This window comes from Puia sp. P3, from assembly GCF_050632245.1.
GTDB lineage: Bacteria > Bacteroidota > Bacteroidia > Chitinophagales > Chitinophagaceae > Puia.
This window is the reverse complement of record NZ_CP192583.1, coordinates 1956530-1980191: the sequence shown is the minus strand read 5'-3', so window position 1 is coordinate 1980191 and position 23662 is coordinate 1956530. Positions and strand designations below refer to the sequence as shown.

The window sequence follows — 23662 nt, the reverse complement described above, 5'->3', positions numbered from 1 at the left end:
AGACGAACCGCTTGTGGCGGTTCCTTAGATCAGGGTTATTGCCAAAAGCAATAACCCTGTTTTAATTTTATACGTAATACGTCGCAAAAGGACAAATAAACGTATACATATATTATTTATTCAAATACATTTTTGATTACCAGGTCTTTCTATTATATTGTTACCAAATTCAATACCCCATGCCGAAACTAAACCCTGGCAGAAAACCATTATTTGGTAGAGGAAGACGTGTCGTCTTCTTTCTGACTTCGGTATTACTCCCCTTCCTGCTGCAGGCGCAGCCTATAATAAATTCCTTCGCACCGCTGTCAGGTCCAATCGGTACTACGGTTACCATCACCGGTAGTAATTTCAGCGCCACGCCCGCAGACAATACCGTCTATTTCGGTGCGGTAAAAGCAAGCATCAGTTCGGCCAGCACGACGACGCTGACGGTCGCCGTTCCGACAGGCACGACATACGAGCCGATAACCGTGACGACCGGCGGTCTGACTGCCGCCTCGGCACTCCCCTTTGACGTCATCTTCTCCGACCCCGGTCAGTTCACTCCGCAGGCCTTTAGTACGGGAACACCCGTATCCATGGGAGGAACCAGCCCAACCATGGTCTGCGCAAAAGACCTCGACGGCGACGGTAAGATCGACCTGGCCGTTATCAATACTCAGGGATTGCTCGTCTTTAATAATACCAGCACCATTGGCTATCCGAAGCTGAGCACACCCGCAACATTCTATCCTGCCCCTCAGCGGCCGCTCCGCAGGCGCTGGCGGTGGGAGACCTCGACGGTGACGGCAAGCCGGAGTTGATGGTGACCCTGTCGACCGACGCCTTTGTCTATGTCTATGAGAATACGAGCACGCCGGGAAACATCTCATTCAACGCGACTCCGGTACCTATTCCCGCCTCCGCCAATATTGTGTATATAACCCTTGCCGACTTCAACGGGGATGGCAGAACCGATATAGCCACCCTCGACCACATCGGCAACAGCAATATCAACGTCCTTGCCAACAACAGCACGCCCGGTGGTTTTTCTTTCGGAGCAATCCAGTCGCTGACCCTCGTATCCGGCAGTTACCCGGGAGCGCTCGCTGCGGCCGACCTCGACGGAGACGGCATGCCCGAACTGGCCTATACAGACGAGAACAACGACCAGATCGACATATTTCAGAACGCCTCCACCCGCGGAAGTGCTACCATTACCCTAAATCCCATAACTACCCCACAGCCCATGATCACCGGCGATCCGGATGAATGGGGGGACCCGGCGAACCCTATCGGGCTGGCTGCCGGGGATCTGGATGGGGACGGCAAGACCGATCTGGTAGCCTCCAACTTCTTTGCATTTACGCTGGGAATATTCAGGAACACCAGTACACCCGGAAATATTTCATTCAGTACGGAATCCAAAACTACTCCGACGCCCATGTATCCCGCCCAGATCGCGCTAAGCGACCTCGACGGTGACGGCCTTCCCGACCTGAGCCTCGTCACGCAGGGCGCTGGCAGTCCGATCAGCGATTCGGTATCCATTTATCGCAATACCAGCACCAGCGGGCATGCATCATTTGCGCCGGCTGCCGGCTACCTGGCCAATTCACAGGCATACTGGGTAGCGCCGGCGGATATGGACGGAGACGGTTTGCCCGATCTGCCGGTCGTCAACAACGGGGTTTCCTCGATATCCATCCTGATCAATAAAAAGTCGACCGACCTGGCCATCACTTCGTTTTCGCCTGCCACCGGTACTTCCGGCACGGTGGTGACGATCACCGGGATCGACTTCACCAACATCACGGGCGTCTCTTTCGGCGGCGCGCCCGCGCAGTATACCGTAGCGTCGCCCACATCCATTATCGCGACAGTGGGCGCGGGCTCCTCGGGCCTCGTAAAAGTGACGACAGCCAACGCCTTTGCCACAATGCCGGGCTTTAAGTTTCAGCTGAATCCGCCGACGATCACCAGTTTCTCTCCGACCAGTGCCAACACCGGCACCGCCATCCTGATAAAGGGCACCGGATTTATATCCAACCAGGTCAACGCAGTCAGCTTTGGCGGCACCCCTGCAACATCCATCAATATCATTTCCGATACGACCATATCGGCTATTGTCGGCACTGGCTCGACAGGGTCCGTAAAAGTGATGTCCCTTGCGGATACGGCCACGGCCGCCGGATTCATATTTACCAGCGCCAGCGCCGGACCTCCGACCATCTCTTCGTTCTCTCCGATGAGTGCGATGCAGGGCGCGGAGATCGTCATCACGGGAACCAATCTGTCGAATGTGACAGCCGTGACGTTCGGCGGAACACCCGCACAGTCATTCCAGATCTATTCGGATAATTCCATACACGCCTTCGTCGCCGCGGGAGCCACCGGCAGCGTCGCAGTCACCGGAACCAACGGCAATGCCTCTTATCCGGGCTTCACGTTCATGACTGCGCCGCCGCCGCAAAATCCGCCCCGCATCACTTCGTTCACGCCCCAGAGCGCAGCCACCGGCGGGACCGTCACCATAACGGGTCTATACCTGAAAGACGTCGTCAGCGTCAGCTTTGGCGGCAGCCCTGCCATTATCAACAGCCAGTCGGACAATACGATCGTAGCTATTGTAGGCACCGGCGCTACCGGTCTGGTAAAAGTCGCAGGTCCGGTCGGCGCGGATTCGCTCGCGGGATTCATCTATGTCTACGATACCACCCGGACCAGCCCGGGCGGTGGTGCCTTCCAACTGGTGCAGTTCAGCGGCGCGCTATCGGGTAACCTGCCGCACATCAACTGGCAGACCCGCAACGATGGCGGCATTTCCTTCTATGCCATAGAGAGAAGCGTCGACGGCAGCCAGTTCACCGTCGTCGGCACCATCCCCGTCACCAACAAGACCGGCACCGGCCACAGCTATACATTCACGGACCAGTCGCCAAGGGACGGCATCAATTACTACCGCCTCAAGATGCAGGACACGACGGCACACTACAGTTATGGACCCACGATATCACTGCAGCTGGCCAACTCTTCGCCGCTGCTGGTCATTTATCCCAACCCCGTAAAATATGGCTTTTCCTGGTCGACCTGCCCGACGCCAACAGCACGTCGACATTCTTACTGACAGACATGAACGGTCGGGTCATGAAGAAAGACGTCGTGCCCCCAGGCCAGTCCCAGGTAAGGATCAATATACCGGGATACCCCAGAGGAACCTATCAGCTGCGATGGACCAACGGAACAAAGACATCATACCAGACAATCCTTGTACTGTAAAAACAAAAGACCCGGCTTATTGCCGGGTCTTTTCACTATGGTTTTGTCGCGCGATAGTATTAAGCTATGATCTCCTGAAAGCTTTGCTGGAATTCCTCTCCATACATCTGATGGTATTCCCGGGCAAATTTTTCAAATGCGGCCTTCGCCATCGAATGCCGCCCCAGCGTACTCAGGCTTCTGCACTTCACCCGCAAGGCCTCTTCGTTGATAGGGTCGAACAGGAATATACCGCCCGCCACCTCGAGCTGCAGCTCCGGATCGGCAGCCGACGGCGTCAGTGCCGCGGACAGCGCGTCCAGCACCTTCCCCGATATCTCCGACTGAATATCGTCCAGCCAGTCATAGGAGGTGTCCGGCAAAAGGCTTCCCCGGTGGACGATCTGCAGCAGCTGCCGGATATGCGCCTTGTCCGGTGCATGCGGCGCATTCAAAAACGTATAGAAACGCGCAAGGTCGATGCAGATTTCCTCCGGCTTGTACTGGAACACCCACTTGTCGCCCTCTTTTATAATGCCGCAGGTACCCAGCCTGTCGAGAATAGCCTTCAGCTTGACCATATTGACGCTGCGATTATTCTGCGCGTCCTTGCTGGACTTGTCCCTCCAGAGTGTCGCATACAGCTTCTCCGAGGAGATCCCCTTGCCCGAACGGATGGAGTAAAGGGCTATCAGCAGGAATAGTTCTTTCAGCAGCGGCGTAAACAGCTTAGTCAGGTCGTTGCCCGACTTATCCACCACCTCGAAAGGCCCGAAGAAATAAATATTGGCGACCGGTTCGACCGGCGCCGCGGGAGGCGCTTGCTGCAGAACAGTTTCATTCACGACTGGCACAGGCGCAGCGGGCGTGACCGGGGCGACTTTCTTTTTCTTTCTTCCAAACATCACCCAGGTCAGTCCGCCCAGGCCGGCAATCGCCAGCGCATACCCCCACCAGGGAGTCGAAGGACCGGCGGCTACCACTACCGGTGAGACCGCATACGGCGGAAAGGCGATCGAATAGATCCTGACGTCCGTCTTGTTCTCCTTGGTGGTATAAAAGGTCACGGCGACCAGTTTCTTCCCGTTGGGCGAATAATACAGGTCTGCAAAAGACCGCACGTCGTAGAAAGAGTAAGGGATGGTATCTCCCAGCAGCTCGTATTCCGGCGAACTCAGCGAACCCCGGATCAGCTGCAGGGTGGAATTGAACCGGTCGTTGGGGAAGATCAGCCCGTAATATTCTCTCGACTTGTCGTCGATGACCAGTGCTATTGGCGAAACAGAATTGTTTCTCCGGCTCCTTCAGGTGATAGACCGTCCTGATCCGCTGGTCCCCGATGCTGTAAGCATACAGATCGTAATAGTATTTGGGATTGACCATCTGGTCGCCCGTATTGCTGCCGTAGCCGCCGAGCAACCACGCCGTGTCGCCTGTGCTGTTGGTGCCCAGCGCTCCCAGATAGTGCGGGGGCAGGTGGTCGCCCCTGGGCGTCACGACCTCCCATTTTTTCTGCGGGATATCATAGCGCTGTACCAGATTCTTATAGTGAAGCTGCCCGTATCCGCCGATCATATAGACGGCCGAGTCCTTCGGGGAAAGAAATTTATTGGCATGCCAGAACTCGGTAAGCGGGCCCGGCAGGAAATGACCGTCCCAGCGGTTGTTGTTGCCCAGCCAGGTCCTGACTGTTTTTTGGTCGATATACGCATCGTACAGCCGGTCATGGGCAGGGTCGAAAATGGCCTGATGTCCCGCCGGCAGACGGGTCGGATCATCGGGGTCGGCCAGTCGCACGCCCGAAAGGGTCGACCGCGAAAGCGAGAAGCTATACAGCGAGTCGGGAGTCACCAGGTAGAGCAGTTCTTTGCCCGGGTCGAAGGCGATGGCGGGTATGCCGTTGATCTGACAGGCATTCACCAGCGCCCAGTCCTGATGGCGGCTGCGGATCCAGATCGCATTGGTCACACGCGCAGGCCTGTTCCCGACGCTGTCACGGGATTCTTCTCCCGAAGCCTCCGACAACGGCCAATAGTACCGAAGCCGGCGGTTCTCCGCCACCCGGATATTTCGGATACTCATGGGGGGGATATCCGCTGTCTGAAACTCGTCCACGCCGCTCGTTCCGAACACCAGCCGAAAACATGGATCGCCCTTGAAAGGCGCCTTGCTTTTCCCGACCAGACGCTGGTTGACATAGAACCCGAGTGACTTGTCTTTTGTAGCAAAATGCAGCGCTACCTGGCTCCACTGCGTATACAGGCGGGGAGAGTCGATCCTGAACGTACCGGCTACCGTCTCTCCGATGATAAAATTGAAATTTCCCAGCTTTTGATTATAGACCAGGTCGATATTCTGATGGTCGGTGGTGATGATCCGGAAGACATATCCAAAATAGGTCTCCATACGCGGGGCAAACTGAAGATCAAAAGACAGCTCGCCGTCTTCCGTCAAACACAAAGGTTCCACGGGGCTTAGGTTCAGGCCTGTCCTCTTCTCCTGTACGACCTCATGGCTGGCGAATTGTAATCCATAAGATTGTGAATGTCCTGCATAAGTAAAGAACGCTACTAATATGACGAAGCAGACAGCTATTTTCATGTTCACACTGGAAAGGGCTAAAAATACACTTTTTTCCCTATTCGGCCACCCCATCCGCTGAAACCCCGCTACTCCCACTTCCAGTTGAGCACTTCCGGCATATCCATCCCCTCCCTGTTGATATACTCCCGGTGCCGGATCAGCAGATCCTGCATTTCCTGCTTGATGTAGGCGCATTTTTCACCCAGCTCCGGCAGCCGGTCGATTACGTCCATCACGAGATGGAATCTGTCCATATCGTTGAGCACGGTCATGTCGAAAGGCGTCGTGATCGTCCCTTCTTCCTTGTACCCCCTGACGTGCAGGTTACCGTGATTCGTCCGCCGGTACGTCAGCCTGTGGATCAGCCAGGGATACCCGTGATAGGCGAAGATAATGGGCCTGTCTTTGGTGAACAGCATATCGAAATCCCTGTCGCTTAACCCATGCGGGTGCTCCGTCTGTGGCTGCAGTTTCATCAGATCGACCACATTGACCATCCGGATCTTTAAATCCGGCAGCTTCTTCCGGAGAATAGAGATCGCCGCGAGTATCTCCAGCGAAGGCACGTCCCCCGCCGCAGCCATCACCACGTCCGGACTGCTGTCCTCGGTCATTGCTGGCCCAGGTCCAGATGCCCACTCCCTTCGTACAGTGCAGGACCGCTTCTTCCATACCGAGCCACTGCGGAGCAGGATGCTTGCCCGCCACGACGACATTTACGTAGTGCCGGCTCCGGAGACAGTGATCCATCGTCGAAAGCAGACAGTTGGCGTCGGGAGGAAGATAGACTCTTACTACCTCGGCCTTCTTATTGACGACGTGGTCGATGAAGCCCGGATCCTGATGCGTGAAGCCGTTATGGTCCTGGCGCCAGACATGCGAAGCCAGCAGATAGTTCAGCGAAGCGATCTTACGGCGCCAGGGGATATGCAGGGTCACCTTTAGCCATTTGGCATGCTGGTTGAACATCGAGTCGACGATGTGAATAAAGGCCTCATAGCTGTTGAACAGACCGTGCCGGCCCGTCAGCAGGTAGCCTTCCAGAAAGCCCTCGCACTGGTGCTCGCTGAGCACTTCAATGACCCGTCCGTCGCCGGCCAGATACTGGTCCTGCGGCGTTATTTCCGCTTCCCACTGGCGGTTGGTCTCTTTGAAAACGGCGTCCAGCTTGTTGGACAGCGTCTCGTCCGGACCAAAAAGACGGAAGTTCCGCTGTTCCTGGTTGAGACGGACGACGGCGGCAAGAAACTCACCCAATACCGTCGTATCCGACGCCTTTACCTTGCCGGGACCGGGTATCTTCAGGGCAAAATCCCTGAACTCGGGCATCTTCAGGTCTTTCAGCAGCAGCCCGCCGTTCGCGTTTGGATTGGCGCCCATCCGCCTTTCGCCTGCCGGAGCCAGCTCTGCCAGCTCGGGCAGCAACGCTCCTTTTTCGTCGAAAAGCTCTTCCGGCTTATAGCTCCTCAGCCATTCTTCCAGCAGCCGCAGCTGGTCCTTGTTGCCGGCGGGGTCCGGTATCGGCACCGGTGCGCACGCCAGCTGCCTTCGATGGGAAACCCGTTGACGACCTTTGGCCCCGTCCATCCCTTGGGCGTCCTCAGCACCAGCATCGGCCAGCGCGGACGCTCCGCCTTCTCTTTCGCCGACGAACGGATGGCCCTGATCTTTTCCACGATCTCGTCGAGAGTCGCAGCCATCAGGGCGTGCATCTTCTCAGGGTCATCTCCTTCTACAAAATGCACGTCCCATCCATAGCCGTTGAACAGCTGCTCGAGCTCGCCGCGGCTGATCCGGGCAAGAATCGTCGGATTGGCGATCTTAAAGCCATTGAGATGAAGAATCGGTAGCACGGTCCCGTCGGTCACCGGATTGAGGAATTTATTGGAATGCCAGGCCGTGGCGAGAGGCCCCGTCTCTGCCTCCCCGTCGCCGACGACGCAGGCCACTATCAGCGAAGGGTTGTCGAAGGCAGCGCCGAATGAATGACTCAGCGAGTAGCCGAGCTCTCCGCCCTCATGTATCGAACCCGGACATTCCGGAGAGACGTGGCTCGGTATCCCGCCCGGGAAGGAGAACTGTTTGAACAGTTTGCACATCCCTTCCTCGTCGCGGCTGATATCGTGATAGATCTCGCTGTAGGTCCCCTCCAGATAAGTGTTGGCCACCAGCGCAGGACCGCCATGTCCGGGACCGGAAACATAGATCATATTCAGGTCGTATTCCCTGATGATCCTGTTCAGATGTACATAGACGAAGTTCTGTCCGGGCGACGTGCCCCAGTGCCCCAGCAGGAGGTGCTTGATATGTTCGGGAGCCAGTCGCTCCTTCAGAAGGGGATTGGCCTTCAGGTACATCTGTCCTGCGGACAGATAGTTGGCGGCGCGCCAGTAGGCATGCATCTTTTGCAGCAGCCCGTTGCTATTATTTATCATAAGATTACCGTTCTTTTAATAGCTGGTCCACGGTACGGGCGATCATCCATTCTTCATCGGTAGGGATAGCGTATACTGCCGCGGGACTCCCCGCGGCGGATATGGCCAGGGCATTTTGTTCGTTGGCCTTCTGGTCCAGATGGACGCCCAGATAACCCAGACCCGCACATATGCGCGAGCGTATGATGGACGAGCGCTCTCCGATGCCGCCGGTAAATACAAGGGCGTCCAGCCCTCCAAGTACGGCAGAGAAGGCCCCGATGGCCTTCTTCACCTGATAACAAAAAGATTCACCGCCTCCGCCGCGCCTTCGTCTTTGCTCTCCCGCGCCAGCAGGTCCTGCATATCCGAACTGATACCCGAGACACCCAGCAGCCCGGACTCGTGATTCACCAGCTGGCTGAATCCTTTTGCGTCCATCCCCTCCTTCTCCAAAAGATACCATACCACCCCAGGGTCCAGGTCGCCGGTTCTAGTCCCCATGACGATACCTCCCGTTGGCGTAAATCCCATCGTGGTGTCGACGCTGAGGCCGTCTTTTACCGCCGCGAGACTGGCGCCGCTGCCCAGATGCGCAAGTATGACGCCGCCGCGGGCCCCGGCCGGATCTACCCGCACCAGTTCCTCCAGCACATAGGCATAGGACAGGCCGTGAAAGCCATACTTCTGCAGGCCCTTTTTATCATATCGTCGCGGCAGTGGCAGCAGACGCGCCTGCCGCGGCAGGGCGGCATGAAAGGCGGTATCGAAACAGGCTATCTGGACAATATCCGGCAGTTCCTTCCGGAATAATTCGATCAGCCGGATCTCGCCGGGAAGATGATCAGGGTCATAGGCTACGATCCCGCGCAGCTCGTTCAACAGCGCCTCGTCGATAACGGATGCCCGACGGTGCCGCAGGCCGTGGACCACCCGGTGACCAACAGCGGCGGGCGCCCCAGCCCCCTGCTGCTCCAGCCAATCCAGCAAAAAGCCGGCCGCTTCGCCGGGAGAAGAAGCCTTCGCCTGGAGTTCGTCTTTTTTATTGTTTCGGGTATCCGTGTACGTTAGTTTCGCATCGGCCAGTCCGATCCTGTCGATCTTACCCGACAATAGCCGGGAAGGCATCGTCCCCGGCTCCGTAGCATACAAAGCGAACTTGATGCTCGACGAACCGCCGTTGACAGCCAGAATATTTTTATTTTCCGGATGCATAACTTTAGCTAAAGTTAGCTACCTTGTAATATTGTTTAGAAAGATTGCCACCATATTATTATTATCTTTTTTGTTTTTCAATTGGGTAGGTTACTGGCTTTTCATCTCCTGGTTCGAAAGCCGCGAAGAAACCCGTTTGGAGAGTAGGCTCGCGGACGGCAGATACGACCGCTCGCAGCTGATCCTGGTCAAAATATCCGCAAGTCACCTGCCCTATGGCAACGCATCGACGGCTTTTGATCTGGAAGGAGGCAAGGTCGACATCGGCAACCTTCACTACAGATATATTGGAAAAAGGTTGTACAACGATTCGGTAGAATTCTTATGCCTGCCCGACAGGGAAGCCAACCGGTTCCAGAACGCAAAAAATAATTTTTTCAGCCTCGTGAATGACCTGCAAAATACAGGCCATTCCAAATCTCCGGGCTCTCCCGGAAAAATGGCTTCGAACAGTCTGAAGGTTTGCTACCCGGCCCCGCAGGGCCTGACGGTCGCCGGCCTGCCCATCGGTCATACAAGCCCGGTGGCCCTCCTTTCCGGCCCTACCCTTTCGCCGGGATACTCGCATATCCGCAAACTGCCTCCCCGTCCCGAAGAGAGGCTATAATACACTTGCTTTCCTTCGATCATTGAATAATTTTCAGACAATAAATCATACATGAAGAATTCTCTACTCGTCGCACTGGCGACGACTGCACTGTTTACATCCTGTCATTTCAAAAATGACTATGAGCAGGTATTTAAGGACCCCAACCTCTACTGCAACACCGTTCACGAATTGAATACTGTCGTCATGGGAAATAACTTCGGCCCCATCGTCGCCTCCCGCAACTATCTCTATGCCGCTATCGCCGGCTATGAAGTGATCGCAGGCGGATACCCCGACAAGTTCAACTCCCTTTCGGGACAGTTGCACGGCCTGAAGTCCATGCCAAAACCTCCCGCCGGTGCAAAGATCAACTACGAGCTCGCTTCCGTCCTGGCCTTTTGCAAACTGGGTGAAGCCGTCACCTTCCCCGAAGGAAGCATGCGCAAATTCGTGGACAGCCTCAAACAGCTGGCAAAAGACCACGGCATGCCTTCAGATATGCTGGCCGCCTCCGCCTCCTATGCAGATTCGATCGGCGCCGCCGTCATGGCCTGGAGCAAAACCGACAACTACTCGCAGACCAGAGGGGCCACTGAATACATGGTCAACGACTCTCCCGGCCGCTGGGTGCCCACACCGCCCGCCTACTCTCCCGCCATGGAACCCCACTGGCGCGAGATCCGTTTTGTCGTCGTGGACAGCGTCAGGGAATTTATCCCCCACCCGCCTTATCCGTTCAACGTAACGGACAAGAACGCTCCCTACTATCAGGAAGTAAAAAAGATCCAGAACAAGGGCGACAGCCTTACCCCGGAAGAGACGTGGATCGCCGATTTCTGGGATGACAACCCTTTCAAGCTCAACGTCAGCGGCCACCTGATGTTCGGTACGAAAAAATTCTCACCGGCCGGCCACTGGATGGGCATTGTGGGAATCGCGGCACAAAAGTCCGGATCTGATTTCGCCACCACCGTCGCCGCCTATGCCAGGACGTCCATCGCCCTCTTCGACGCGTTCATCGAGTGCTGGAATATAAAATTCACTTATAATACCCTGCGCCCCGAAACCGCCATCAACAAATATTTCGACCCCAACTGGCGCCCCCATCTGCAGACCCCTCCGTTCCCGGAATATACCTGCGGTCACTGTACCATTTCCGCCTCTGCCGCCGAGGCCCTGACCAAAGACTTCGGTGACAATTTCTCCTATACCGACACGACCGAGCTGGAGTTCGGCATCAAAAGCCGCAGCTTTACCTCCTTCCGCGCCGCGGCTTCGGAAACGGAACGCTCCCGTTACTACGGCGGTATACACTACGAATATTCCACGGTAGTCAGCCACAAGATGGGCTCGCAGATCGGCGAACTGGTGGCCGACCGCCTGAAACTGAAAAAAATTGAACGCATTTCTCCTGATCCCCGCCTTCCTGTTCTTTCTTTTTACAGGTACAGCAGCCGCGCAGCAGGCGCGGCTGCCCAACGGCTGGACACTGACACCCGCCGGTACCTCCATCCCGCTCAGCAGCGACCTGCCCCTGAATATGGCCATTTTCGCCCGACAACAGATTTGTCGCCGTGACAGACAATGGCAACGGGCGGGAGGGTATCGACCTCATCAGCCTTAGGACGGGCCGGTTGATACAAACCCTTCCTCTCGGCAGGGCCTGGCTGGGACTGGCATTCGGCAACTCCGGTCTCTACGTCTCCGGCGGCAATGACGATATCATCGTCCATATGCAGATGAAGGACCAGCGGCTCGTCGCCAAAGACACGATCCGGCTCGGCGCCCCCGGCCTAAAGAAAAGATCAGCCCGGCCGGACTGGCCCTCGACGAGAAGAAAAGCCGTCTCTATGTCGTAACCAAAGAGAACAACTCACTCTACGTCTGCGACACGAAGACCGAGGAAGGTCCTGGCGCGTCAGCAATTGTCCGCCGAAGCCTACAGCTGTATCCTCAACCCAGGAAGAAAAGAGCTGTATATCTCTGCCTGGGGAGGAAAAAACTCTGGATCTATGATACTAAAAAAGGCCTGCTCACAGACTCCGTCGCTACGGAAGACCATCCGAACGACCTCGCCCTCAGCAAAGACGGCAAATGGCTGTACGTCGCCAATGCCAATTCAAATTCTGTGACGGTCATCGGTACGGGCGACAGGCGGCAGGCCGAGACGCTGAACGCGGCGCTGTTCCCTGACGCACCCACGGGCTCCACGACCAATTCGGTGGCGCTGTCGGGAGACGACAAAACGCTGTATGTAGCCAACGCCGACAACAACTGCCTTGCCGTCTTTGATGTTTCCACTCCCGGCAACAGCAGATCAAAAGGATTCATCCCGACCGGATGGTACCCAACTTCGGTAAAGACCCTGGGACAGAAAATTTTGGTGGCGAACGGAAAAGGACTGACCTCCACGTCCAATAGGATTCCCGCCGATCCCGAAAGGACAGGCTACAAGAAAAGTGATCCCGAACCACGCACGAAATCCTACAGCAATATGTTCACCGGAACGCTGTCTCTTATCAACGAGCCGGACGAATCCTTATTGAACAGATACGCCAGACAGGTGTACCTGAATACGCCGTATTCCAAAGAAAGAGAGGCCCCCGCGGCGGCCCCCGTGCCAATTAAATACGTGTTCTATGTGCTCAAGGAGAACAAGAGCTATGACTATATACTGGGCGATATGCCGCAGGGCAACGGCGATACCAGCCTCTGCATCTTCGGCAAAAAGATCACTCCCAACGCGCACGCGATATCCGACCAGTTCGTCCTTTTTGATAATTTTTACGTGGACGGCGAGGTCAGCGCCGACGGACACAACTGGTCGATGGCGGCGTATGCCACGGATTTTACGGAGAAGAACTGGCCCTATAACTACGCCGGACGCGGCGGCAACTATGATTTTGACGGCAGCCGGCCGATAGCCAATCCTACCAAAGGCTTTCTATGGGACTACTGCCATCGCGCAGGAGTATCGTTCCGCAACTACGGCGAGTTCATGGACAACGGCTTCCCCACCGTCCCTCTGCTCAAGGACTCCGGCAACTTCTGTCACAACTATCCCGGATGGAACCTGGCCATACAGGATATTTACAGGGAAAAGATCTTCGAGCACGATTTTGATTCCCTTGTCGCGATCGACGCCGTCCGCCAGCTGAGCATCATCTATCTGCCAAACGACCACACCAGCGGCCGCAGCAGGGGAGCCTATACCCCGACCGCCCGGTGGCGGACAACGATCTCGCCCTCGGCCGGCTTGTCGAACATATCTCGCACAGCCCGATCTGGTCGCAAAGCGCCATCTTCGTCCTCGAGGACGACCACTGGCGGATGCGCAGACCACGTCGACATGCATCGCTCCGTGGCCTATATCGCCAGCCCCCACATTAAAATGCATTCGGTCAACCATACTCCTTATTCCACCTCTTCCATGCTGCGCACCATGGAGCTCATCCTTGGCCTGCCGCCGATGAGCCAGTATGACGCCGCCGCGACGCCGATGTGGGGCTGCTTTCAGGCGACACCCGACCTCCGCCCTTATTCCGCCCTCACGCCGGAGACCGACCTGAACGCCAGGAACAGCGCCAATAATGCGTCGGCAAGACTATCCGAAAAATTCAATTTCTCGAAACCCGACGCGGCCCCGGACCTGCAGCTCGGCGATATCGTCTGGAAATCTGTAAAAGGAGAGAACAGCGCCATGCCCGCGCCGAAAAGAGGAGCCTTTGTAAAGGTGACGAAAATAGATGAAGACGACTAGCGTTTCAGGAACCTGCCCTGCAGGATCCGCCGCATGATCTCCTCCCGGTGCGTCCGGCTGACGGGGATGACATTCTCACCAATCAGGATATCATTGCCCTGGATCCCGTCCACCTTGCTGACCTGGATGATATAGGATTTATGCACCTTCAGGAACCGGCCGGCAGGCAGATTGTCTTCGAAGCTCCTGAACGTAAGATAGGCGATATGCTTCCTGTCCTTCGTATGAATGGCAACATAGTTCTCCAGCGCTTCGGCAAAAAGGATATCGTCATAGACGATCTTTTTGAGAACCGAACCCGTTTTGACAAAGATATGGTCCACGCCTTCGGGCTGGCGCGCGGCATACCAGGCCCGGGCCTTTTCCGCCGCCTTCAAAAAACGCTGGAAAGATATCGGCTTCACCAGATAATCCAGCACGTCCAGCTCAAAACCATCCAGCGCGTACTGCGGATAGGCGGTAGTAAGGATGACCTGCGGCGGATTGCGAAGGCTCTTCAAAAATCGAGCCCCGTTAGTTTGGGCATCTGAATATCCAGAAAGATCAGCTGAACCGCAGACAAGTCACCCTGATCGATCAGCTTCAGCGGCGTATCATATTCACCCAGCAGGTACAGAAAATCGATATCCCCGATGTATTCCCTGACACCCTTCCTGGCCAGAGGCTCGTCGTCAATGATGATACAGTTCAGGATCATATCTCCAATTTAAGAAATATATCGAACTGGTCCGGCAATTTCCCGATGACCAGCGAATGCCTGCCCGGATACAGCAGTTCCAGCCTCCGCTGCACATTGCGCAGCCCGATGCCCCCTTCCCGTTCTGTCTTCTCCTCTCTTGTATTGTTGACGTGGAACTGCAGAGAACCATTTTCTTTTTCAAGACGAACCCTTACCGTGTTCTTTCCATTCCTATAGTGCGACAGGTGTTTGAACGCATTCTCCACAAAAGGGATTAGCAGCAGCGGGGCTATCCGGAAGCCTTTCAGTTCGGGGGACAGCTGCAGGTCGATGACGCAATCGTCACCTCTTCTGAGCCGCTGAAGGGAGATATAGTCTTTCAGATAGCCGACCTCCTTCTCGATGCTTACCTCCTGGGCGCTGCATTCATACAGCTGATAGCGTAGCATATCGGAGAATTTCTCCAGACTGTCCCTCGCGGCCGTGTTCTGTTTGTCGATAAGAAAATAGACAGAGTTCAGCGAATTGAATACAAAATGCGGATTGATCTGCGATTTGAGGAAATTGAGTTCGGCCGCCGCATTCTCCCTGACCATCTCCGCCATTCGGCGCTGGGCGGCGGCATAGTCCAGTATCAGCCGGAAGGCGGCGCCGGTGCTCACCAGCAGGATATGCGGGATCGTGTTGTCGTAAAAGAGGACCCTGAACCGCCGGAGGATATCGAACAACTCGGGATGATGGACCAGCCGGCCCTCGAGCCATATCTTCAGCCAGCTGCCGGCGAAGATGAACAGTAGAAAAGATACACCGAAAACGAAGTATCTCTTTCGGTACAACAACCGTGGGATCAGCAGATAGTTGGTGACATATACCATAAAGGCCAGATCGGCTACTTTCAGCAGGGTCACCTTCAGCGCAAGCTGTTTGCTGGAATAGTCCTCATAGCGAAAAAATACCATACCCCTGCCAAAGCCACCCAGAACAAAACATGGTGCAACTTCCAGCGAAGTATGGTATTTTTCGGAGCCGAAATCATCAACTATAAATTTACCAAATCTTACCCGATCTTTTCCGGTCTTACCCGGCATTTCCCGGCCTTACCCGATCTTCGTCAGCATCCTTCCCGCCGGCAACTGCCGCGCGGAATAATTCAGGGTCATCCCGGAATGTTTCGCCTGCAGCTCAAGTATCTCTATCACCGGAATGGTCATCCCATCGTCTTCGGCCGGAATATTCATATCATTCTTTACGGCGGCGTCCCTGAACTTCCATTCTTTCAGCACATGCCCGTTCTCGTCTTTTACCGCGATACTCCTGCTCCTGCCCGTGGCCCCGCAGTGATTGTAATACACGACCAGGTTGTCATTGCTGTTGGCAGGGCTGAGGGCCAGACTCTCCAGTTGAAGGGGATGCCCCACATACTGCTGCAGGAGCAGTTTGCCGTTCAGGTAGATCCGGTAGCTGTCCGTCCCGCGAACGCCGCTGCCATTGGGACCACCGTTGCCGCTCACGCCATTCCCACTATTCCCCCGTTACCACCCATACCTGCAAACACAGGCTGCGCCAGCACGAACAGACTCGTCAGCGCCATAAGAAAAAAATTTTGAAGTAGCTGTTTCATAACATAATTTTTTGGTGATTGGATACCACAAAGGGACCGAATATCCCGACGCGAAAACGCGGGCCTTGACCACCTGTTCGGATTCCTTGACGTACGGCCGCTGCCTCCACTTCTTATCCACCGCACAGACGTCCTCCCGTGAACCATCGCGCAGATCACCACCGAATACTATATATACTCGGCTCACGCCGATGAACCCCCGAAAAAGCCTACGTCACCGATACCATATGAACGAATCCGCCGGGCGCAACACCCGGGCCATAAATTCAACCGACCGGACACCCGGCCCTAAAGATGCGGCTTCGGCGGCTTCACCGGTGCCTCAAAAGGATTCACACCCCTCACGTGCAGCCGGCGGCGATAAACCTTAGTCCCGCACGAAACATACATAACGTCAAAATTTGCTCCTCCAAAGCATAGATTGGACGCCTGTCCCGAAGGCAATGGCAATATCGCATTGACCCTCCCCAGCTGATCCATCACCTGTATCCCGAGTCGGGTGGCTACATAAACCCTGCCTTCCCGGTCGCACTTCAGACCGTCCGGCCAGGCGTTCTCCTGATTGTCCGGCACGTGCAGCCAGCCATATCGTTGCTTGTTATACAATGTTCCATCCGGCCGGATGGAATAGACCCATATCCAGTGAGAAGCCGACTCGGCAACATATAAAAGCGTCTGATCCGGCGAAAGACAAAGTCCGTTGATAAAATGAAGCCCGGAGTCGACCGCCACCTTTTCACCCGACCCCGCACGTATCAAATACAACCGCGACGGCCGCTCCGATCCATCCGGCGAGGTCACATACACATTCCCATTGCGCATTACCAGCAGGTCATTGCCTGAAATATCAGAGGTGACCGGCCGGCCGGAGCCACCACCATACCGGATCACCTGCTTCACCTCTCCAGCCACCTCATATCTATCCCCATCCACCCCAAAACAAGTCCCACTAGCCTTCTTCGCATCCGCATTCACCAGCACAGCCTTCCCATCCGCTGCTACCCTGTAAGTCTTCGATGCCGGTATATCCTGATAGTATACATTGCCCGCGGCATCTGCGGCCGTCCCTTCGGTAAACCCGTACCCTTCACCCACCAATTCCCAGTCCTGTCCCGGGATCAGGATCTCCCCAAGCACCTGATTCGAGCTCCAGCCCTTTGCCACCGGCTGAGGCCAGTCTTTCCAGAGCCAGCGCATCACATCGGGAAAAGCGCTGTCCCGTGCGCGCCGCTATGCGCGCCTTCGCCCCACACATGCCGAACGTCATAGCCCGAAAAAACAAGCGCCCGCTCCATCGTCTGATTGGCCATCCACCAGTCCCCGCCGTATATATTCAGGTCATTCGACCCATCCTGTAAAAATATCCGGATAGGCTTCGGCTCGTACTTTCGGATAAGGGTCGGATACCGTTCGCCACCCCTGAGCCCGACATAGGTGCCGATCGCGCTAAACACCCTTGTAAATGCGTCCGGTCTTTCCCACGCCGCCGTAAAGGCACAGATGGCCCCGCTGCTCGAGCCGCCGATCGCCCTGTCGTTTCCGTTATGCGAAAGCCGCACTGGCCTCCCATCCGATGCCTGGTGCTTCTCCACATCGGGCAGCAACTCATCGAGCACGAATCTCACATAGCCATCCCCCAGCCCGTCATATTCATAGCTGCGGTTATAGCGATCCATAGCCACACTCGTATCCCCTGCCACCACCTTCCCCGGCTGGACAAAAACGCCGATGACCACCGGCATCTCCCCACGATAGATCAGCGTATCGAAAACTGTCGGTGCGTTCCACTGAATCCCGTCCTGGTTGACATATACGCACGCCGGCTTGTCCGGCTTGTATTCAGCGGGGATATAGATCCAATATTCCCGCTGGGTGCCTGGAAAAATGGAAGAATGGCCGAGGCTGAAGTGAAGAACTTCGCCTTTCGGCACACCCGTTTGCGCAAAGGCTCCTGCATACAACAGGAGCCCCGCGATAGTAAGCAATCTTTTCATACCGGAATATACCAAATTCCCCGGACGAAGCTTAACTCAGTCTTAACTGAGCAAGCCGTCTATTTCCAGTGTGGCAGTCCCGCGGCAGCAAGATATTCCTGGCTGGCCTCGTCCTCGGGCTCGAGACTGACGGACTCTGTGGAAGTCGTCTTCATCCCCCAGCCAAACCCCAGCGGCAGGATGAACAGAGCCGCAAAAGTCGAGGCCACCAGCCCGCCGATGACCGCCCGGCCCAGGGGCGAAGTCTGGTCGCCTGCTTCACCAAGCCCGCTGGCCATAGGGATCATCCCGACCACCATTGCCAGCGCGGTCATCAGAATGGGACGTAGACGCAGGGCAGCCGCTTCCCGCGCAGAAAGCAGCGCGTCCCCGTTGTGCTTGCGCAACTGCTCGGCGTTGGTGATCAGCAGCACGGCATTGGATATCGACACACCTACCGACATGATGATGCCCATATAGCTCTGCAGGTTCAGCGTAGAGCCCGTAGCCAGCAGCAGTAGCAGGGAACCCAATATCACAGCGGGGACGGTTGCAAGCACGATAGCGGAAACTTTAAAGGATTGGAAATTGGCGGCTAGCATAAGAAAAATGACGACGATCGCCACCAGCAGCCCATTCTGCAGACTGCCGAGCGTATCGGTCAGTGTCTGACTGAGACCGATGGGTTCGACCGAAAGGCCCCGCGGCAAAGGCCCAAGCGCTTTAATAGCCGCAGATACGTCGGAAACAGCCGTCCCAAGGTCTTTATTGTTAAGGTTGGCAGTGACAGAAAGGACGGGAAGGGCGCCTAAATTATCGCTCTCTCCATAAGTGGTGTCCTCTTTTATGGTAGCCACGTCGCCCAGCACGGGCCTCGAAGCATTCCGCAGCAGGGGTATTTCGCTGATATCACCCGTGCTCTTCATCTTGTTCTCCGGCACCTCCACCTGTACGTTATAGCTGTTGCCGATCTTCTCGTCGATCCAGATATTCTTATCTGTATACCGCGAAGAAGAGGTAGAGGCCGTCAGCGAACGCGACACGTCATTGATATCAATACCGAGCCTGCGCCGCCCTCACCCGGTCGACATTGATAGCAATAGCGGGATACCGCGTCGACTGTCCCAACTGGACATCCCTCAAGTAGGGTATCTTTTGGAGTTCGGCGATCAGCCGCTGCGCATAGACTTCGTTGTTCTTCTTATTCCTTCCGGAGAACCGGACTTCCACCGGCGTCGGCGACCCCTGGCTGAGTATCTTGTCCGTCAGCTCGATGGGCTCGAAGGAAAGCCGGACATCCGGTGTCTCTGCACTCACCCGGTCTCTGATCTTTTCCTTCAGCGCATCTAAGTTAGTCTTATAGTGTTCGTTCAAAGCCACCTGCAGGACAGCTTCCTGCGGACCAGCCATCCAAAGATAGATGGGGTTAGTGGAGAACAGCGATGGATGCTGTCCGACATAAGCAGAGGTAATGTCCACGTTCTGCGGGCCGACAATATCTTTGATGATGCTGATAGCGCTGAGCGTCCGCTCTTCCGTCCTTTCGATACGCGTCCCTTCGGGTGCGCGCAACCTCACCTGAAACTGGCTGCCGTTGACCTTGGGCAGCACGTCCTTGCCGATACGAGACAGCAGAAGAACAGCCGCGGAAGTCGTAAACAACAGATATCCCCCCACGATAAACTTCCTATAGGGCATGATACGGTCTATGAACCGCAGGAACCTAATTCGTATCCTGTCGAATTTCGACGGCTTACCGCCCTTCCCGTGCGGCTCATGCAGCAGCCTCTCTTTCTCCCCGTCGGGTGCAACCGCAGCATGGACAAACGGCCTATGCACCTTCATGATCCAGTTGGCCATCACCGGTACAAAGGTCTGCGCCAGAAAATAAGAAACGACCATACTGAAGCCGATGGCCAGAGACAGCGGCAGGAACAGCGAGCCGGGAATGCCGCCCATCGTAAAGGCAGGGGCAAAAACGGCTAGGATGCAGAACAGGATCAGCAGCTTGGGGAAAGCGATCTCCTTACACGCGTCCCATATCGCCAGCCGCTTGGGCTTGCCCATGTCCAGATGCTGGTGGATATTCTCGATCGTCACGGTACTTTCATCTACCAATATTCCGATCGCCAGCGCAAGGCCGCTAAGGGTCATGATATTAATGGTCTGACCAAAAAGACTCAGAAACAATACCCCTGAAATTATAGAAGTCGGGATGGTCATGATCACGATGAGCGCGCCCCGCAGGTCGCCAAGAAAAAGCAATACCATCAACCCCGTGAGTATTGCCCCGATAGTCCCCTCGGAGATAAGGCTTTTGACGGAATTGATCACATAGACGGACTGGTCGAACACATAGGTCAGGTGCACGTCCTCCGGCAGTTGGGCCTGCATTTTGGGGATCGCAGCCTTCAGCTTTTGCACCACTTCCCAGGTGGAGGCGTCTGAATTCTTTGCGATACTCAGGTATACACTTCTCTTGCCATTCACCAGCCCATATCCAACCGTCACGTCAGCGCCATCCTCGACCGTCGCTACATCCCGGATATAGAGATTGGCGACCCCGTTGCCCTTAAAGATGGGGATATTCCCAAAATCCTTAACATCCCTGATGGTCGTATTGACGGGTGTAATATAGTTCTTGTCGCCGATTCGGACATTACCGGAAGGCGCCATCTGGTTGTTAAGGTCCACCGCCTGCACCAGCTGGTCGGGCGTAATATTGTGTATTCGCAGCAGCTCAGGGTCGGCCTTGATGACCACCGTACGAATATTCCCTCCAAATGGCGGGGCGGACAGCAAACCTGGAATGGAAGTGAAGGACGAGCGGACATATAAATTCGCCAGGTCCAACAACTCGTTGTTGCTCCGCTTTTCACTGCTCAAAACCAACTCCCCGACCGGAAGGGTCGAAGCGTCAAAACGGAGAATGAACGGGGGATTGGACCCCGGCGGGAAAAGCACCTGCGCCCTGTTGCTGACCGCGCTGACCTCCGCCGCAGCCTGTGCCATATTGGTACCGGGATAGAAATTCAATTTCATCAGGGTCAACCCCTGGATATTTTTGGTTTCTATGCTCTTAATACCATTTACATAAAGTAAAACATTAATATATTGCTTGGCGAAAAGCGTCTCCATTTGTACAGGCGTGTACCCTCCAAAAGGATGCGCGATATAGAGGACCGGAAGATCCAGCCGGGGAAAATATCCACCCGGATGCTGCGAAGGGCGCCGACACCAAAAAAGAAAAGGGCTGCCACCAACACCAAAATAGTAATTGGCTTACGTAAAGCAAATAAGATCAATTTCATACGCTGTGCTTGGGTTTACAAAAACAGATAGACAAGTCTATCTGTAAAAAGGAAAAAATATATGGCAGCCTCGCGTATTTATAGGATAGTTTCCGCAATTTGTCTGGACTTCTCTGCCGCATCCGAACTCCTGTACATCATCCCCACAGCTATCCCCCTTCGAGCAACAGAAAGAGTGTATCGGCGAGCTGCTCATTGTCCAGGATGCTGCGGCGCTCTGTTAGCTGGGAAACCAGTTGATAGATAAGATCTCTGAATCGCTGTTTGTGCCTCCTCACCCTGCTCAGCACGTCCTGGTCGTCACTGGCCTCGACCGCGATCTTGTTGAAGTGACAGCCCTTGTACTTTAGTCTCCGCTGACGCTGTATCCGGAAATCGAATAGCGCCAGCAGCCTTTCGCGGGGGCCGGTAACAGGTCGTAAAAAAGCATCCAGCTCTTCGAACCACGAAGCATGGGTGTTGTCCAGATAAGCCAGCAGAAGATCCGTCTTGGAAGGAAAATGATTATAAAGAGAAGCCCGGGCAATATCCGCCTCTTCGATGATCTGATTGATCCCGGTTACATGATACCCCTGGTCGTAGAATAACCTCGAGGCCGTGTCAAGAATCCGTTCTTTTACACCCGACTCCCTCATACGTATACAAATATAGTATTTTAACGAGAATAGACAAGTCTATCTACTCAATTATAAAATTCTGAGCCTGAACACGGCAGCCCGACCCCTCAAAAAATAAGTATATCCACTTAAATAAATCATGTCTTTATACGTTATTGAGATTGACCTTTATCCTCTATGAGCAAAACCTTAATCCTGTGACATTATCCATTAACGTATGAGAAAAGGACTTGTAGTAGCCTGGCTGGCCTTCCTTTTCGCCAGCATCGTCGCTATTTTCCGGTATGACCAATTGAAAAAAGTTTTTCCACACGCGTTTCCGTGGGCTGTGGCGCCATTCCTAACAAATGAGACAAGCACCCAACCTCATAACCAATATCCCCAGCGAGCTGCAGACACAGACAGAACAGTACCTGGCCGAGGTCAAGGACCGGAGTGACCGGCTTATGAATTATTTCCTGGGAGGACTTTTCGTCATCGGGTTCATGCTGGCGCCTTATTACAATACCTGGAACATAGCTCTTGAAATAGGCAGCCTTTCCCTTCTCGCCTATTATTCGGCAAAATATCTGCTGCCCAGTTCAGACCTCTATCAATACGTGCTCAGCGCCGTGCTGGCAATATTCATGGCCCAGTACATCTATCAGATGCACGGTCTTTTTGAAATGCATTTTTTCGCCTTTATCGGCAGCACCATCCTCATCACTTACCAGAAATGGAAACTGCAGATCCCACTGCTGATCCTTGTCGTGGTACACCATACCGTCTTTAACCAGCTTCAGATAAGTGGCTATCCTATCTTTTTTACCCAGTTCGACTACCTGAGTCTGAATACGATGATCATTCACATTGTCCTGGCAGGCGCCGTCGTTTTTGTCTGCGGTCTATGGGCCTATCAACTGACTAAGTCCGGCGCCGTACAGATCGCCCAGGGCGTGCGCATGGCCGCCCTCCAGCGCGAGACCATTATCCTCCTCGAACGCAAACGCAGCGAGGACGAACTCGAAGCCGCCTATCTCAGGGCGGAATCCGCCAGACAGGAAGCAGAAAAAGCCAACCGCGCCAAAAGTATTTTTCTGGCCACGATGAGTCACGAGATCAGAACACCGATGAACGGGGTTATCGGAATGTCCTCCCTTCTGGCCGAAACAACACTGAACGAACAGCAGCGATCTTACGCCGAGACGATCACCACCTGCGGCGAGACCCTCCTGAATGTCATCAACGATATTCTGGATTTCTCGAAGATCGAGTCGGATAGCATGGAGCTGGAAGAGGAAGACTTCAACCTGCAGAGCACGATCGAAAATATACTCGACATCTTCGGCCCCCGCGCCGCCAAGAACAATATCGAGCTCCTCTATCAGGTACAGCAGGATGTGCCACAGTATATCAGGGGAGACGACCACCGCCTGCGGCAGGTCCTGACCAACCTGGTAGGCAATGCCATGAAATTTACGCAGCAGGGCGAGATCTTCATCGGCGTCCGGCTGGTGGAAACATCTCCGGCCGGCTGGCTGACCCTGAGCTTCGAAGTACGCGATACGGGGATCGGCATACCGTCTGAAAAACTGGAACGGCTCTTCAAGGCCTTTTCTCAGGTAGACTCTTCCACCACCCGCAAATACGGCGGCACCGGTCTGGGTCTCGCAATATCCGA

19 protein-coding genes and 3 pseudogenes are annotated in these 23662 nt (G+C 55.0%); 8 read left to right on the top strand and 14 right to left on the bottom strand.

Annotated elements, in window-relative coordinates:
• The first annotated feature begins 179 nt into the window (after window positions 1-179).
• Genes ACQ86N_RS11955 through ACQ86N_RS11945 form a run of 3 tightly spaced genes read left to right on the top strand, consistent with a single transcriptional unit; the run spans window position 180 to window position 3261 of the window.
• A complete protein-coding gene (locus ACQ86N_RS11955; RefSeq protein WP_431215345.1) occupies window positions 180-806 on the top strand; it encodes an IPT/TIG domain-containing protein in 627 nt (208 codons plus the stop codon).
• On the top strand, window positions 770-3109 hold the full coding sequence (locus ACQ86N_RS11950; RefSeq protein WP_431215344.1) for an IPT/TIG domain-containing protein: 2340 nt from the start codon (window positions 770-772) through the stop codon (window positions 3107-3109). The genes ACQ86N_RS11955 and ACQ86N_RS11950 overlap by 37 nt, the downstream gene beginning before the upstream one ends.
• Before the next feature lie 5 nt (window positions 3110-3114).
• Window positions 3115-3261 (top strand): hypothetical protein, encoded by a 147-nt coding sequence (locus ACQ86N_RS11945; RefSeq protein WP_431215343.1) that lies wholly within the window; start codon window positions 3115-3117, stop codon window positions 3259-3261.
• Window positions 3262-3320: 59 nt separating this feature from the next.
• Here the strand turns inward: ACQ86N_RS11945 and ACQ86N_RS11940 are convergent, their stop codons facing one another.
• The 5 genes and pseudogenes from ACQ86N_RS11940 to ACQ86N_RS11920 all read right to left on the bottom strand — a co-directional run bounded on the left by ACQ86N_RS11940 (window position 3321) and on the right by ACQ86N_RS11920 (window position 9452).
• On the bottom strand, window positions 3321-4085 hold the full coding sequence (locus tag ACQ86N_RS11940; RefSeq protein WP_431215342.1) for a bacterial transcriptional activator domain-containing protein: 765 nt from the start codon (window positions 4083-4085) through the stop codon (window positions 3321-3323).
• A complete protein-coding gene (locus tag ACQ86N_RS11935; RefSeq protein WP_431215341.1) occupies window positions 4078-5841 on the bottom strand; it encodes a hypothetical protein in 1764 nt (587 codons plus the stop codon). Before ACQ86N_RS11935 ends, ACQ86N_RS11940 begins: the two co-directional genes overlap by 8 nt.
• A 68-nt stretch (window positions 5842-5909) precedes the next feature.
• Window positions 5910-6407 (bottom strand): hypothetical protein, encoded by a 498-nt coding sequence (locus ACQ86N_RS11930; protein ID WP_431215340.1) that lies wholly within the window; start codon window positions 6405-6407, stop codon window positions 5910-5912.
• 70 nt (window positions 6408-6477) lie between these two features.
• Window positions 6478-8225 (bottom strand): annotated as a pseudogene (locus ACQ86N_RS11925) (phosphoketolase family protein); the annotation flags it as partial.
• A gap of 37 nt (window positions 8226-8262) precedes the next feature.
• Window positions 8263-9452: pseudogene (locus ACQ86N_RS11920) on the bottom strand (acetate/propionate family kinase).
• A gap of 136 nt (window positions 9453-9588) precedes the next feature.
• Here ACQ86N_RS11920 and ACQ86N_RS11915 point away from each other — a divergent pair.
• The 4 genes from ACQ86N_RS11915 to ACQ86N_RS11900 are packed head-to-tail and all read left to right on the top strand — an operon-like array spanning window position 9589 to window position 13801.
• On the top strand, window positions 9589-10059 hold the full coding sequence (locus tag ACQ86N_RS11915) for a hypothetical protein (protein ID WP_431215339.1): 471 nt from the start codon (window positions 9589-9591) through the stop codon (window positions 10057-10059).
• Window positions 10060-10110: 51 nt separating this feature from the next.
• Complete coding sequence (locus tag ACQ86N_RS11910) at window positions 10111-11619, top strand: vanadium-dependent haloperoxidase (RefSeq protein WP_431215338.1); 1509 nt, start codon at window positions 10111-10113, stop codon at window positions 11617-11619.
• Window positions 11616-11900: a hypothetical protein gene (locus tag ACQ86N_RS11905; RefSeq protein ID WP_431215337.1), complete on the top strand. Its 285-nt coding sequence runs from the start codon at window positions 11616-11618 to the stop codon at window positions 11898-11900. The genes ACQ86N_RS11910 and ACQ86N_RS11905 overlap by 4 nt, the downstream gene beginning before the upstream one ends.
• Window positions 11846-13801: a bifunctional YncE family protein/alkaline phosphatase family protein gene (locus ACQ86N_RS11900; RefSeq protein ID WP_431217374.1), complete on the top strand. Its 1956-nt coding sequence runs from the start codon at window positions 11846-11848 to the stop codon at window positions 13799-13801. The genes ACQ86N_RS11905 and ACQ86N_RS11900 overlap by 55 nt, the downstream gene beginning before the upstream one ends.
• On the opposite strand, the gene ACQ86N_RS11895 is transcribed toward ACQ86N_RS11900, so the two are convergent.
• The 9 genes from ACQ86N_RS11895 to ACQ86N_RS11855 form a co-directional block, all read right to left on the bottom strand.
• Window positions 13798-14301: a LytR/AlgR family response regulator transcription factor gene (locus ACQ86N_RS11895; protein WP_431215336.1), complete on the bottom strand. Its 504-nt coding sequence runs from the start codon at window positions 14299-14301 to the stop codon at window positions 13798-13800. The genes ACQ86N_RS11900 and ACQ86N_RS11895 overlap by 4 nt on opposite strands.
• Window positions 14298-14498: a LytR/AlgR family response regulator transcription factor gene (locus tag ACQ86N_RS11890; protein WP_431215335.1), complete on the bottom strand. Its 201-nt coding sequence runs from the start codon at window positions 14496-14498 to the stop codon at window positions 14298-14300. Before ACQ86N_RS11890 ends, ACQ86N_RS11895 begins: the two co-directional genes overlap by 4 nt.
• Window positions 14495-15568 (bottom strand): sensor histidine kinase, encoded by a 1074-nt coding sequence (locus ACQ86N_RS11885; RefSeq protein WP_431215334.1) that lies wholly within the window; start codon window positions 15566-15568, stop codon window positions 14495-14497. Before ACQ86N_RS11885 ends, ACQ86N_RS11890 begins: the two co-directional genes overlap by 4 nt.
• A gap of 9 nt (window positions 15569-15577) precedes the next feature.
• Entirely contained in the window at window positions 15578-15991 is a 414-nt protein-coding gene (locus ACQ86N_RS11880; protein WP_431215333.1) for a hypothetical protein, read from the bottom strand.
• Between the two features lie 398 nt (window positions 15992-16389).
• Window positions 16390-17298, bottom strand: a complete 909-nt coding sequence (locus ACQ86N_RS11875; protein ID WP_431215332.1) for an SMP-30/gluconolactonase/LRE family protein — start codon at window positions 17296-17298, stop codon at window positions 16390-16392.
• A complete protein-coding gene (locus tag ACQ86N_RS11870; RefSeq protein ID WP_431215331.1) occupies window positions 17298-18095 on the bottom strand; it encodes an alpha/beta hydrolase in 798 nt (265 codons plus the stop codon). Before ACQ86N_RS11870 ends, ACQ86N_RS11875 begins: the two co-directional genes overlap by 1 nt.
• A 59-nt stretch (window positions 18096-18154) precedes the next feature.
• Window positions 18155-19117, bottom strand: coding sequence for an efflux RND transporter permease subunit (locus tag ACQ86N_RS11865; protein ID WP_431215330.1), 963 nt, complete (start codon window positions 19115-19117; stop codon window positions 18155-18157).
• Between the two features lie 10 nt (window positions 19118-19127).
• Window positions 19128-21248, bottom strand: coding sequence for an efflux RND transporter permease subunit (locus ACQ86N_RS11860; RefSeq protein ID WP_431217373.1), 2121 nt, complete (start codon window positions 21246-21248; stop codon window positions 19128-19130).
• 286 nt (window positions 21249-21534) lie between these two features.
• Entirely contained in the window at window positions 21535-22020 is a 486-nt protein-coding gene (locus tag ACQ86N_RS11855; protein ID WP_431215329.1) for a TetR/AcrR family transcriptional regulator, read from the bottom strand.
• 329 nt (window positions 22021-22349) lie between these two features.
• Between ACQ86N_RS11855 and ACQ86N_RS11850 the strand changes: the two are divergent.
• Window positions 22350-23648: pseudogene (locus ACQ86N_RS11850) on the top strand (histidine kinase dimerization/phospho-acceptor domain-containing protein); the annotation flags it as partial.
• Window positions 23649-23662 lie beyond the last annotated feature (14 nt).